Source organism: Streptomyces muensis (assembly GCF_021474425.1).
Lineage (GTDB): Bacteria > Actinomycetota > Actinomycetes > Streptomycetales > Streptomycetaceae > Streptomyces > Streptomyces muensis.
This window is the reverse complement of record NZ_JAKEIP010000032.1, coordinates 43,860-56,302: the sequence shown is the minus strand read 5'-3', so window position 1 is coordinate 56,302 and position 12,443 is coordinate 43,860. Positions and strand designations below refer to the sequence as shown.

Annotated in this window: 11 protein-coding genes and 1 pseudogene; 5 read left to right on the top strand and 7 right to left on the bottom strand. The window is 71.6% G+C overall.

Annotation, left to right across the window (positions count from 1 at the left end):
* Nucleotides 1-1,408 (bottom strand): SCO1417 family PLP biosynthesis transcription factor (locus tag L0P92_RS11745; protein ID WP_234762498.1); only part of this gene is annotated, 1,408 nt, incomplete at its 3' end.
* 64 nt (nucleotides 1,409-1,472) lie between these two features.
* Here L0P92_RS11745 and yczE point away from each other — a divergent pair.
* The 4 genes from yczE (at nucleotide 1,473) to L0P92_RS11725 (ending at nucleotide 5,038) form a co-directional block, all read left to right on the top strand.
* Nucleotides 1,473-2,189 carry a membrane protein YczE gene (yczE, locus tag L0P92_RS11740; RefSeq protein ID WP_234762497.1) on the top strand — a complete coding sequence of 239 codons (717 nt, stop codon included), beginning with the start codon at nucleotides 1,473-1,475 and terminating at the stop codon, nucleotides 2,187-2,189.
* Nucleotides 2,186-2,956 (top strand): glycerophosphodiester phosphodiesterase family protein, encoded by a 771-nt coding sequence (locus L0P92_RS11735; RefSeq protein ID WP_234762496.1) that lies wholly within the window; start codon nucleotides 2,186-2,188, stop codon nucleotides 2,954-2,956. Before yczE ends, L0P92_RS11735 begins: the two co-directional genes overlap by 4 nt.
* A gap of 55 nt (nucleotides 2,957-3,011) precedes the next feature.
* Nucleotides 3,012-4,385 (top strand): MFS transporter, encoded by a 1,374-nt coding sequence (locus L0P92_RS11730; protein WP_234762495.1) that lies wholly within the window; start codon nucleotides 3,012-3,014, stop codon nucleotides 4,383-4,385.
* 278 nt (nucleotides 4,386-4,663) lie between these two features.
* Nucleotides 4,664-5,038, top strand: a complete 375-nt coding sequence (locus tag L0P92_RS11725; RefSeq protein ID WP_003977404.1) for an RNA polymerase-binding protein RbpA — start codon at nucleotides 4,664-4,666, stop codon at nucleotides 5,036-5,038.
* Between the two features lie 214 nt (nucleotides 5,039-5,252).
* On the opposite strand, the gene fxsA is transcribed toward L0P92_RS11725, so the two are convergent.
* From fxsA to L0P92_RS11705, 4 genes are all read right to left on the bottom strand, one after another.
* Nucleotides 5,253-5,807 (bottom strand): FxsA family membrane protein, encoded by a 555-nt coding sequence (gene fxsA, locus L0P92_RS11720; RefSeq protein WP_234762494.1) that lies wholly within the window; start codon nucleotides 5,805-5,807, stop codon nucleotides 5,253-5,255.
* An 80-nt stretch (nucleotides 5,808-5,887) separates the two neighbouring features.
* Nucleotides 5,888-6,700 (bottom strand): polyprenol monophosphomannose synthase, encoded by an 813-nt coding sequence (locus L0P92_RS11715; RefSeq protein ID WP_234762493.1) that lies wholly within the window; start codon nucleotides 6,698-6,700, stop codon nucleotides 5,888-5,890.
* 555 nt (nucleotides 6,701-7,255) lie between these two features.
* Nucleotides 7,256-8,860, bottom strand: a complete 1,605-nt coding sequence (locus tag L0P92_RS11710) for an amidohydrolase (RefSeq protein WP_234762492.1) — start codon at nucleotides 8,858-8,860, stop codon at nucleotides 7,256-7,258.
* A 166-nt stretch (nucleotides 8,861-9,026) separates the two neighbouring features.
* Complete coding sequence (locus L0P92_RS11705) at nucleotides 9,027-9,467, bottom strand: Lrp/AsnC family transcriptional regulator (RefSeq protein ID WP_016434164.1); 441 nt, start codon at nucleotides 9,465-9,467, stop codon at nucleotides 9,027-9,029.
* Between the two features lie 268 nt (nucleotides 9,468-9,735).
* On the opposite strand from L0P92_RS11705, the gene L0P92_RS11700 reads away from it, so the two are divergent.
* Nucleotides 9,736-10,170, top strand: a complete 435-nt coding sequence (locus tag L0P92_RS11700; protein WP_234762491.1) for a hypothetical protein — start codon at nucleotides 9,736-9,738, stop codon at nucleotides 10,168-10,170.
* Between the two features lie 40 nt (nucleotides 10,171-10,210).
* On the opposite strand, the pseudogene L0P92_RS11695 reads toward L0P92_RS11700, so the two are convergent.
* Nucleotides 10,211-11,301 (bottom strand): annotated as a pseudogene (locus L0P92_RS11695) (phosphotransferase family protein).
* Nucleotides 11,302-11,312: 11 nt separating this feature from the next.
* The gene (locus L0P92_RS11690) at nucleotides 11,313-12,422 is read right to left on the bottom strand and encodes an Rv3169 family protein (RefSeq protein ID WP_505016539.1); all 1,110 of its coding nucleotides are present in this window, start codon (nucleotides 12,420-12,422) and stop codon (nucleotides 11,313-11,315) included.
* Nucleotides 12,423-12,443: the final 21 nt, after the last annotated feature.

Here is a 12,443-nt window from a genome sequence, read left to right as displayed (position 1 = left end):
ACCCCCGGTACCGAACAGCCAGTTCACGGCGAGCTGTTCCAGCACGGGCGTGCCCAGATCGGCGTAGGCGCGTGCGGGACGGCACCCGGACCCCCACCCGCTCCCCGACCTCCGCGAGCCGAGAGCCCGACAGGCCACCCGTGCGGACCCACAGCGTGAGCCCGCCCCGCGGCACCTCGAACTCCCAACCGGGCAGCTCCCGCCGCACGGCCGTGACGAGCGCGTCCCGGTTCTCCCGGGCCTGCCCGCGCCGCAGCTCCACGGCCTGCTCCCAACCCCCGGTACCGAACAGCCAGTTCACGGCGAGCTGTTCCAGCACGGGCGTGCCCAGATCGGCGTAGGCGCGTGCGGCCACGAGGCTGCGGATCACGTCCGGAGCCGCCCGCACCCAGCCAATCCGCATCCCCGCCCAGAAGGCCTTGCTGGCCGACCCTACGGTGATGACGGTCGAGCCGGCGGGGTCGAAGGCGCACACCGCGCGCGGCATCTCCACGTCCGGATCGAGCCACAGCTCGCTCATCGTCTCGTCGGCGACGAGCACCGTGCCCGCCGACCGCGCCGCGTCCACCAGCCGCCGCCGCTGGTCCTCGTCAGCCAGCGCCCCGGTCGGATTGTGGAAGTCGGCGACGACATAGGCGAGCCGGGGCGCGGCCTCCCGCAGCACCTGCCGCCACCGGTCCACGTCCCAGCCGGCCAGCCCCTCGGCCATGGCGACGGGCACGAGCCGGGCGCCCGCCTCCCGCATCAGCTGGAGGATGTTGGCGTACGACGGCGACTCGACCGCGATCCGCTCACCGCGACCCGCGAACAGATGACAGATCGCGTCCATGGCGCCCATCGCACCGGTCGTCACCATGATCTGCTCGGGCATGGTCGGAATCCCGCGCGCCGAGTACCGGTCGGCGATCATCGCGCGCAGTGCGGGCAGCCCGGCCGGATAGTCGCCGTGGGTGTGGGCGTACGGGGGCAATTCCTCAAGGGCGCCCTGGACGGCACGGGTCAGCCACGGCTCGGGGGCGGGCAGCGCAGCGGTGCCCAGGTCGATCATGGAGCCCAGCGCCTCGGGCGGCAGCGGCTCCAGACCGCGGGCGGGCAGCGGGTTCCCGGCCGGCACGGCCGTCCAGCTCCCGGCCCCGCGCCGCGACTCCAGGAACCCCTCGGTGCGCAGCGCCTCGTACGCGGCGGCCACGGTCGTACGGCTCACCGAAAGGGCGAGGGCCAGTTCCCGCTCGGCGGGCAGCCGTGCGGCGACCGGAACGCGGCCCTCCAGGACGAGCAGCCGGATGCCGTCGGCCAGGGACCGGTACGCGGGCGGGCGCTTGGTACCGGGGCCGGCGGGGCGGTCCTGCTGGGAGGTGAGCAGCCGGGCCAGCTGTGCGGCCCCCATCGCGGAAGTCCACTGCGCCATGATTTCCAGTCCACCTTCCCCGAATTGGCCATGGAGGGCACCGCCTCCCAAGCCACAGGGTGTCATGCATCAGTCCACTACCACCACAGGGGGGCACGCCTTGTCCACGCAAGGACATACGGCGAAGCGGCTCACGCACGGGCATCTCGTCCGGCGGCTGTCACAGCTCTACGTCGGGCTCGCGCTGTACGGCGCGAGCTCGGCGCTGCTCGTCGAGGCGGGCCTGGGTCTGGAGCCCTGGAACGTGCTGCACCAGGGCCTGGCCGAACGCACCGGCCTGACGATCGGTGTCGTGTCGATCATCGTCGGCGCGGCCGTGCTGCTCCTGTGGATCCCGTTGCGCCAGCGCCCCGGCCTCGGCACCGTCTCCAACGTCTTCGTGGTCGGCCTCGCCATGGACGGCACGCTCGCCCTGCTTCCCGAAACGCACACCCTGGCCGTACGGATCCCCCTCCTCCTGGCCGGCATCGTGCTCAACGGCGTGGCCACCGGCCTCTACATCGCCGCCCGCTTCGGCCCGGGCCCTCGCGACGGCCTGATGACCGGCCTGCACCAGCGCACCGGCCGCTCGATCCGCCTGATGCGTACGGCCGTCGAGATCGCGGTCGTCGTGACCGGCTTCGCGCTGGGCGGCACGGTCGGTGTCGGCACCGTCCTCTACGCGGTGTCCATCGGCCCGCTCGCCCAGCTCTTCCTGCGGGTGTTCGCCGTCCCCTCGGCATCGGACGGCAGCACGGTCGTTGCCACCGGGCAACCCCGGGGAGCGATACTGCGTCCGTGAGCACCACGCGGATACGCCACCCCTACCTCGACCACGCCGGTCCGATCCCCTTCGCCCACCGGGGCGGCGCGGCGGACGGTCTGGAGAACACCGTGCTGCAGTTCCGGCGCGCGGTCGAGCTGGGCTACCGGTACATCGAGACCGACGTCCACACCACGCGCGACGGCAGGCTCGTCGCGTTCCACGACTCGACCCTGGACCGGGTGACCGACGGGGCGGGCCGGATCGCGGACCTGCCCTGGGACGACGTACGGCACGCGCGCGTGGGCGGCAAGGAGCCGGTGCCCCTCTTCGAGGAGCTCCTGGAGACCTTCCCCGAGGTCCGCTGGAACGTCGACCTCAAGGCGGAGCCCGCGCTCCACCCCTTCCTGGAGCTGATCGAGCGCACGAACGCCTGGGACCGCGTCTGCGTCGGCTCCTTCTCCGAGGCCCGCGTCGTCCGCGCCCAGCGCCTGGCCGGACCGCGTCTCGCCACGTCGTACGGCACCCGGGGCGTCCTCAATCTGCGGCTGCGCTCCTGGGGAGTCCCGGCCGCGCTGCGCCGCTCGGCGGTCGCCGCCCAGGTTCCCGAGGCCCAGTCCGGGATCCAGGTGGTGGACCACCGCTTCGTACGGGCCGCCCACGCGCGCGGGCTCCAGGTGCACGTGTGGACCATCAATGATCCCCAGGTGATGCACCGGCTCCTGGACCTGGGAGTCGATGGCATCATGACCGATCACATCGACACATTGCGCAAGGTCATGGAGGACCGCGGCGTCTGGGTCTGACCCCCGCCCCCGTCCCCACCCGCGCGCGGGATCATCACGGGGAAGCGAGGGCGCGGTGGGCACCGGAACCGTGCGTACAGAGCCGGCCGACGAGGCCGCCGGACGTCGGCGCGAGCAGCGCGGCTGGTACTTCTACGACTGGGCGTGCTCGGTCTACTCGACGAGCGTGCTCACCGTGTTCCTGGGCCCGTATCTGACGTCGGTCGCCGAGGAGGCGGCGGACGCCGACGGGTTCGTCCACCCGCTGGGCATCCCGGTGCGCGCGGGTTCGTTCTTCGCGTACTCGGTGTCCCTGTCGGTGATCGTGGCCGTTGTGGTGATGCCCCTGGTGGGCGCGGCGGCCGACCGTACGGGCCGCAAGAAGCCCCTGCTCGGGGCCGCCGCCTATACGGGGGCCGCGGCCACCACGGCCATGTTCTTCCTGGACGGCGACCGCTATCTGCTCGGCGGCCTCCTGCTGATCGTCGCGAACGCCGCGCAGTCGGTCGCGATGATGCTCTACAACTCCTACCTCCCACAGATCGCCCCGCCCGAGGAGCGCGACGCGGTCTCCTCCCGGGGCTGGGCCTTCGGCTACGCGTCGGGCTCGCTGATGCTGGTCGTGAACCTGGTCCTGTATCTCGCGCACGACTCCTTCGGCGTCTCGGAGAGCACGGCGGTCCGCATCTGTCTCGCATCGGCCGGCCTGTGGTGGGGCGGCTTCGCACTGATCCCGCTGCGCCGACTGCGCGACCGCCGCGCCCGGAGCGAGACGGGCGACGAGGCACCGGCCGAAAAGAAGCAGACCGCCATGGGCTTCCGGCAGCTCGCGGCCACCGTCCGCGACATGCGCCGCCACCCGCTGACCCTCGCCTTCCTCCTCGCCTACCTGATCTACAACGACGGCATCCAGACGGTCATCTCCCAGGCGTCGGTCTACGGCTCCGAGGAACTCGGCCTCGGCCAGTCGACGCTCATCGGCGCCGTGCTGCTGGTCCAGGTGCTGGCCGTGGTGGGGGCGCTGACGATGGGGCGGCTGGCCCGGACGTACGGCGCGAAGCGCACCATCCTCGGCTCGCTGATCGCGTGGACGGTGACGCTGGCGGCCGGGTACTTCCTGCCGGCCGGGGCACCGGTGTGGTTCTTCGTACTGGCCGCCGGCATCGGGCTGGTCCTCGGCGGCAGCCAGGCCCTGTCCCGGTCCCTGTTCTCCCATCTGGTCCCGCCGGGGAAGGAGGCCGAATACTTCTCGGCGTACGAGATGAGCGACCGCGGCATGAGCTGGCTCGGCCCGCTTCTCTTCGGGCTCACCTACCAGCTGACCGGAAGTTATCGAGACGCGATCATCTCGCTCGTGGCCTTCTTCGTCCTCGGATTCGCCCTGCTCGCAAGGGTTCCGGCGCGTCGGGCGATCAGCGACGCGGGCAATCCGGTGCCGGACACGATTTAGCGTTCCGAGTGAAAGGGCGGTAGTGTACGCGTTTGGCCTGCCAGGCGTACCGTTACTGCGCGTCAAAGATGCCGAAACGCTGGGTTACATCTGCTAGCAGATGTGACAAACCGGGCGCCGGTGGGTACGACATTGGTCAGCAAGGCTGCGGCTACGACGGCGACGCATCACCCGGAACGGGACACGGAACGGGAATCTTTACCGCCGACCGGACGTTGACCGGATGACGACGACAGCGACACCTGTCCTGTGGGCGACAAGCCCGGGAGGCACGATTCATGAGTGAGCGAGCTCTTCGCGGCACGCGCCTCGTGGTGACCAGCTACGAGACGGACCGCGGCATCGACCTGGCCCCGCGCCAGGCCGTGGAGTACGCATGCGAGAAGGGGCACCGGTTCGAGATGCCCTTCTCGGTCGAGGCGGAGATCCCGCCGGAGTGGGAGTGCAAGGTCTGCGGGGCCCAGGCACTCCTCGTGGACGGCGACGGCCCTGAGGAGAAGAAGGCCAAGCCCGCGCGTACACATTGGGACATGCTGATGGAGCGGCGTACCCGCGAGGAACTCGAAGAGGTCCTCGAGGAACGGCTCGCCGTTCTCCGCTCCGGGGCGATGAACATCGCGGTTCACCCCCGGGACAGCCGTAAGTCCGCTTAACCCCTGCGGGGCTTGGGCGGAACCACCAGGCAACGTGTAACCGCGGGCGTCGTACGTGAAGCTGACGTACGACGCCCGCGGTTTGCCGTGCCCAAAAGCCTTCGGCGTACCCAAAGACTTGGTGCGCCAAGAGCAAGAACAAGAAGAGGGCCCGGCGCTCAGTGGCGCCGGGCCCTCTTCTTCTCGGTTTCCCGCATCTCGGTCTCTTCGCGTCTCACCGCGTCAGCGGCGGCCGCGGCCCCTCCGGGGCGTTCCCCGGCTCGTCCCGGATGACCTCGCCCTGAACGACCTTGCCGTCGGGGCGTTGCATCCGGGCCTGCTGGAAGGCGTCGCCGAACGAACCCGGGGTCGCCTCGCGCAGCTTGCGCTCGAACGTCCGCTCCGCACGACGGCTCAGCGCCTTCTGGACCGGCGGGATCAGCAGGAGCAGCCCCAGCGCGTCCGAGACCAGGCCCGGCAGCATGATCAGCAGGCCGCCCAGCATCATCAGGCCGTTGCCACCGCCGCTGGTCGGGGTGCCGCCGCGCTGCAGCGCCTCGTTCAGGGCCTGGAAGGCGCGTCGGCCCGCCCGCTTGATCACCACCGAGCCGAGCACGAGACCGGCGAGCAGCAGCAGGAACACCACGAGCCCGTTCGTCGCGCCGGCGACCACGGTGAGCAACCAGATCTCCAGCACCAGCCAGGCGGCGACACCCAGCGGCAGGAAGGTGCGCAGCCGGGAGCGCCGGGGCCGGGCGGGATAGGTGGGGGTCGGAGCGCCAGTCGTCATGCGTCCAGTGTGCCTGGACCCGGCTCAGAGCGGGATAAGCGGACGGCGACGCGACGAGCGGCGGGCAGTCGGGGCAGGAGCTACGACGGCCGGGGCGGCGACGACGGCTTCGTACGGCTCATCAGCTTGCCGACCCGCTCCCGCGCGCCCCACGACGTGACCCGCCACAGCGCCTCGACCAGGATGTCGCGGCTCATCTTCGAGTCACCGAGCTCCCGCTCGACGAAGGTGATCGGCACCTCGACGACATGGAAGCCGGCCTTGACCGCGCGGCGTGCGAGGTCGACCTGGAAGCAGTAGCCCTGGGAGGCGACGTCGTCCAGGCCGAGGCCCTCCAGGGTCTCGCGGCGGAAGGCGCGGTAGCCGCCGGTGATGTCGCGCAGGGGGAGGTCCAGGGCGACACGGGAGTACAGGCTGCCGCCGCGGGAGATGAACTCGCGGGACTTGGGCCAGTTCACGACCCGTCCGCCGGGCACCCAGCGGGAGCCGAGGACGAGGTCGGCGCCCTTGAGGGCGGTCAGCAGACGGGGCAGTTCCTCGGGCTGGTGGGAGCCGTCGGCGTCCATCTCGATCAGGACGCCGTAGTCGTGCTCGATGCCCCAGCGGAAGCCCGCGAGGTAGGCGGCGCCGAGGCCCTCCTTGCCCTTGCGGTGCAGGACCTGGACGTGGTCGTCCTCGACGGCGAGTTCGTCCGCGAGCTTGCCGGTGCCGTCGGGGCTGTTGTCGTCGGCGACGAGCACGTGCGCCTCGGGGACCGCCTTGCGGACCCGGCCGACGATGCTCTTGATGTTCTCCGCCTCGTTGTAGGTCGGGATGATCACCAACGCCGTGCCGAGCGGCCCGAACTGCCTCCCCCGGTGCTGTGCCCCGAGAGTCCCGTCGCCGTCGTTCACTGCTGCCCCTTCATGTCCGTCCGCAGACGTCCACCATAGTGGGCGCGGCCTGCGCTGACGTGACGGCACGTTCGTATGGTGGTGTCGATTCCACAAGAGCGGGGTAAGCATGCGTTTTCTGTGTGCGGACGCCGCGCGTCTGCTGCGGATGGGGGCCCGGCGCGCCCTTCGGGCCGACCTGGGACCCGCTGGCTGCGGATCGACCGAAAGCCGTTGTCTACTGAGCTCCCGGGCCCCACCCGGGTCACACCTCCCCGACCGGCCGGAACGTTCCGTCGTCGCCGCGCGGACACTGAGCCTGGCTCCCAGTGACGGTGCCCCGGTGCGGCACACCGTCCCTGACCCAGCGGCGTTGCGACGGGTTCCCGGAAGTTCCGCGGTTGCCCGGTCGGGCGTCCGGTGGTGGACCCGGCCGAACCTACCGGCCCCGGGCCTCCGCCTGTCAACAGCCGTTTGACCTGCGGGTATTCACCCAAATCGCTGGTCAGCGCAGAGGATGCGCAGGTCGCGCCAAGGGGCGGCGCGCGATGATCGAGTTCGCGCCACCCCGGGAGATCACTCGCCCGGCCGTACGAAGACCGTTCGTCCGCCCACAACCGTGCGCAGGCAGGTGGGGAGGTCCCGGCCCGGGCTCAGGTCGGGCAGTCCGGGCGTGCCGGAGCGAGGGTCGGTGGACCAGCGGGCGACCCGGTCGTCGGGGGCCTGGACCACCAGTTCGTCGGTGCGCCACACGGCGTAGTCGGCGGGTGCGCCCGGTACCAGGACGCCCGCGTCGTCGCGCCCGATCGCCCGCCAGCCGCCCCGCGTGTGCGCCGTGAACGCGGCGCGTACGGACACCCGGTGCTCGGGGGTGTGATGGAAGGCCGCCGCGCGCACCGTGCCCCACGGGTCGAGCGGGGTGACGGGGCTGTCGGAGCCGAACGCGAGGGGCACGCCGGCGCGCAGCAGGGCCGCGAACGGGTTGAGGGAGCGGGCGCGTTCGGCGCCCAGGCGGTGGGCGTACATGCCGTCCTCGCCACCCCACAGCGCGTCGAACACGGGCTGGACGGAGGCGGTCAGGCCCAGCTCGGCGAAGGCGGCGATGGTCTCGGGGGTGAGCATCTCGGCGTGCTCGACCCGGTGCCGGGCGGCGCGGACACGGGCGAGGCCGACCTTCTCGGCGGCGGCCCGCACGCCCTCCACGACGGCGGTCACGGCGGCGTCGCCGATCGCGTGGAAGCCCGCCTGGAGGCCGGCCTCGGTGCAGGCGACGACGTGGGCGGCGACGGCGGCCGCGTCCAGGTAGGCGGTGCCGGTGTGGTCCGCGTCGGCGTACGGCTGGTGCAGACATGCGGTGTGCGAGCCCAGGGCGCCGTCGACGAAGAGATCCCCGGCCGCGCCGGCCGCGCCCAGCTCCCGCGCCTTGCGCACGTCCTGCTCGGCCCAGTAGCCGACGACGCGCGGCCCGGCCTCCTCGCCGGCCAGCCGGAGCAGGCCGCTGAAGTCCTCCTCGGAGGAGATGTCCGGCCCTGCGCACTCATGGACGGTGCCGATCCCGAGGGACGCGGCGTGCGCGAGCGCGGCCCGCTGGGCCTCGACGCGCTGGGCGGGCGTGATGGAGGCCAGCGCGGTGGCGCGTACGGCGTGATGGGCGGCGGCGACGAGCGGCCCGTCGACCGTGCCGGGGCCGTCCGGCGTCATGTCCAGCAGGGCCGTGGTGACGACCGCCGAATGGACGTCGATACGGGAGAGGTAGAGAGGACGGCCCCCGGCGGCCTCGTCGAGCTCGGCGCGCGTCGGCGGACGCCCACCGGGCCAGCGGGCGGCGTCCCAGCCGTGCCCGAGGAGCACCCGGTCCTCGGGCCGGGCGGCGGCGAACTCCCGCACGAGACCCAGAGCCGCCTCCAGCGAGGACGCACCGGACAGATCGAGACCGGTCAGGGCGAGACCCGTGGCGGTGGTGTGCACATGAGCGTCGGTGAACGCGGGCGTGACCAGCGCACCGTCCAGATCGACGACTTCGTCCACCCCGTCGGCGAAGGCATCGGCGGCCCCCTCGGACCCCACCCAGGCCACCTGCCCCCGCTCCACGACCATGGCGGTGGCGAAGGGATCTGCGGTGCTGTGGACCTCTCCTCGGCGGAGAAGGACGGTTTTCGGCTGGGCGGCGCTGTCACTCATGAGGAACAGTCTCGCGCCTCCCCCCGCCCCCTCGGTACGCAGGTCCCACACTGCTGGACTGATCGCGCCGACAACCCCTGGGGGCGCGGGGAACTGCGCGATCAACCACGAACGACCCGCAGCAGACAACGCACAAACAGCCCAGCGGCGATCAGTCCCCCGTAAATCAAACCCGCGGCGGCCGCGCCTCGTACGGCGTCGACAACACCACCGTCGTCCGCGTGGACACCCCCGCCAACGACCGAAGCCGTGCCAACAGCTCCTCCAGCTCGTGCGGCGTGGCCACCCGAACCTTGAGGATGTAGTTCTCGTCCCCGGCCACGCTGTGACAGGCCTCGATCTCGGGCACTCCGGCCAGCCGGTCCGCGATGTCGTCCGGCGCGCTGGGATCGAACGGTTTCACCGAGATGAACGCGGTCATGGGCAGCCCCACGGCCTCGGGGTCCACCACCGCGGCATAGCCCCGGATGACGCCACGCTGCTCCAGCCGCCGCACCCGCTGGTGCACGGCAGACGTGGACAGACCCGTGGCCTTGCCCAGATCGGTGTAGCTCATCCGCCCGTCCTTGACGAGCAGCTGCACGATTTGTCGGTCCAGCTCCTCCATGGCGCAAGAACCTACAGTGCGGCTGATCTCCTCGGATACCTGAGCAGCCCAGGTCATGCCCGGTTCGTGATGTCCACGGGAAGCGGTTGCGGGCCGGCCGGGGGACAAACCGGCCGCCACGGGCACCTGCGGGCGGCATGTGACGAAGGCCACAGGCCTCGAACGGCCTCCGTGATGCTCCCGTGATTAACGCCGAGAGCAGACGGGAAGTGCTTGCTGTGGTCGAGGCCGCAGTGCCGTCACGGCCCAGCCCGAGGGGGAGAACCCAATGCAGAGTCTTAAGCGCCCTGGTCGAACCGCACCCAAGCGCCTCCAGGCGGTCGTCGAGCCCGAGCCGGAGGGCGTCGAACCCGACGCCCTCGACGAGGAACTCGACGCGTACGACACCTTCGAGATGTTCCGGGTGATCTGCCCGGACTGCGCGCAGCCCATCGCCCTGCTGGCCGACGAGGAGGTCCTGCCGGAGCACGCGCTGTGCGCCTCGCCGTGGAACCCCTTCGGTCTGACGGTCTGCGCCGGTACGGGCCGCAGGGCCGCCGAGGCCCGTTCCGCGGACGAGTCGCTGGAGCCCCAGGAGCAGGACACCGCCCTCCTGTTGACGCTCCCTCAGGGACTGAACTGGCGGACCCAGCCCTTCTCGCACGTCGGTGGCCCGGGCTCGCGCCCCATCAGGGTCCCGGTCATGCGCCGGCAGGCCGCCTGAGCGCACGCCGCTCCGCGCGCCGGCACCGGCGTCGCATCGCTCAATTCCAGTAGCTGCCCTGCACCATGGCTCGCAGGCTGCCGTGGTGCAGGATCAGTGTGTCCGGGTCCGCCGGGACGGCGACTTCGCCGAAGTGCGCCTGACGGTAGGCGATCCGGAGCATCACGATGGCGTGCCGCAGGGCCGCGTACAGCGTGTGGAAGTCCATGTCGTGCGGTGTGTGGCCGGTGAGGTCGGCGTAGCGGGCCTCGATCCGGTCGCGGCGTAGGAAGTCCGGCAGTCCGCGCTGGCCGAAGGCGACCGTCAGGTCGTGGAAGAAGCGGTGCAGATAGACCGTCCAGCCGAGGTCGACCTCGCGCGGCGCGAGGGCCGCCATCTCCCAGTCGAGGACGGCGGCGGGTTCGAAACCGTCGTAGACGATGTTCCCAATGCGTGCGTCACCCCAGTTGAGCACGGGTGTGCCCGGGTCGCACGGCCAGAGCTCCTCCAGGCGGGCGAACGCGTCCTCGATCAGCGGTGAGCGGGCGCGTCCGTCAACCACCCATTCGTAGTACGCGCGTTGGGCCGTGACATGTCGTCGCAGCGCGTCGCCGTTGCCCGGAAGGGTGAGGAACTCGGCCTCGCGCAACGGCACTTGGTCGTGCAGCCGGGCCAGCACCCCGATCGTGGCGGCCTCCAGCCGCTCGCGCTCCTCGTCGCTCGCCGCGTGCAGCCAGTTGCCCTGGTAGGTGTACGGCATGACGTCCGGCGGCACCCGCCCGTCGACGCGCTCCATGACGAAGAAGGGCGCGCCCAGGGGGCCGGGGTCCTCCTCCAGCCAGAGCACCTTCGGCACCGGCACATCGGTGTGCTCGGCGACGAGGCGCATGGTCCGGTACTGGCGCGGCATGTCGTACACGGGGAAGACGGTGTAGGCGGCCGGGTCCGCCGCGAGCCGCAACGCGCAGTTCCGCAGCGGGGGTTCGGGGTGCTCGATGTCGAAGAGCAGGGTCTCGCTGGACATGCCGTTCGACTCGGGGACGGTGACGCCGACTGCCTTGGCGCCCGGCAGCCGAGCCAGGCGGTGAGGCGGCGGGTGAGTTCCTCGGGGTCGCGGGTGCTGGTGCGCGGGCGGGGTGCCGTGGCTGCCATGTCGAAACCCCCTACGGAGCGACCGACTTGATGTCCGTGAACCCGCTCGGGTCGTGCCGTCCGAACGAGCCGTGCTCGAAGATGCCGTGCCCGACCCTGCCGTCCAGGCAAAAGCGCGCGGCGTGGTCGGTGACGCCGTATGCGGCGAGGGGGTGTGCGCTGGGGTCGGTGAGGTCGTAGGTACGGCGATCGGTCCAGCCTCGGCCGCGCCAGGTGCCGTGCTGCCAGTCGTCGGCGGGCGGGTAGCCGGCGCCGACGGCGAGCGGGGAGGAGGCCAGGATCTCCACCTGGAGTTCCTCGGGCTTGCGGATGTCGCCGAGGTGGATGAGGGCGCGCTCCGGGTGGCGGGTGCCCGGACGGTAGGTGATCTCGGTCTGTGGCCAGCCCAGTTGGCGGTCGCGGCGGCCGGGGCGGACCATCGTCGCGTCGCTGAGCGTGCGGTGTCCGTCGGCGTCCTCCTGGACGATCACCATCAGGAACCGGTCCTCGAAGCGCACCGGGCACCAGATCCAGTGGAAGCCCTCGGTCGGGTGCTCCTCGGCGAACCGGCCGCCCTCCTCCCCCGGTATGGGGCGCACACCCCAGCTGCGGTCACGGGTGCCGGTCCACCCGGTCGGGGTGACGCGGAACTCCTCACCGCCGGCGCGCACGACGCCCGCCACGCCGCCCCCCTGTACGAAGCGGCGCCCTTCGAGGGTGAGCCGGTCGCCGCGGCGCTGGAGGTGGTGGGGTTCCCAGAGGGCGGGGAAGTCGGCGGTCCAGGTGATGTCGTACGACAACTCCTGGTCGTCGCACGTCAGACGGAACCTCCGGAGCGGCTCCTCGACCTCGATGCGCAGCGGCCCGACGGCGAGCCGCATCCGGTCCTCGCCGAGGGCGTCCGAGGCCCGCACGGCGTGCAGCCGGTCCCCCACGCGCAGGGTCGCGTACGCGTCCATCACTCCGGCGTTCGGGTACACCCCGAGGCCGAGGATCAGCAGGGCCCGGCCCTGGTGGTCGAGGACGTGGAAGATGCAGCGGTCGTAGGCGTTGCGGTCGCTGGTCGCGACGTACCTCATGGACAGCGGCACCTGGTGCACCGGGTACTCGTCGAGCGCGACGGGGCGGTCGTCGTCGGCCACGGCATACCTCCCTGGAGGCGG

Excerpts from the sequence above, each read along its gene's own strand:
- yczE (WP_234762497.1), top strand. The coding sequence starts at position 1,473 with ATGCATCAGTCCACTACCACCACAGGGGGGCACGCCTTGTCCACGCAA.
- L0P92_RS11725 (WP_003977404.1), top strand. The coding sequence starts at position 4,664 with ATGAGTGAGCGAGCTCTTCGCGGCACGCGCCTCGTGGTGACCAGCTAC.
- fxsA (WP_234762494.1), bottom strand. The coding sequence starts at position 5,807 with ATGACGACTGGCGCTCCGACCCCCACCTATCCCGCCCGGCCCCGGCGC.
- L0P92_RS11710 (WP_234762492.1), bottom strand. The coding sequence starts at position 8,860 with ATGAGTGACAGCGCCGCCCAGCCGAAAACCGTCCTTCTCCGCCGAGGA.
- L0P92_RS11705 (WP_016434164.1), bottom strand. The coding sequence starts at position 9,467 with ATGGAGGAGCTGGACCGACAAATCGTGCAGCTGCTCGTCAAGGACGGG.
- L0P92_RS11700 (WP_234762491.1), top strand. The coding sequence starts at position 9,736 with ATGCAGAGTCTTAAGCGCCCTGGTCGAACCGCACCCAAGCGCCTCCAG.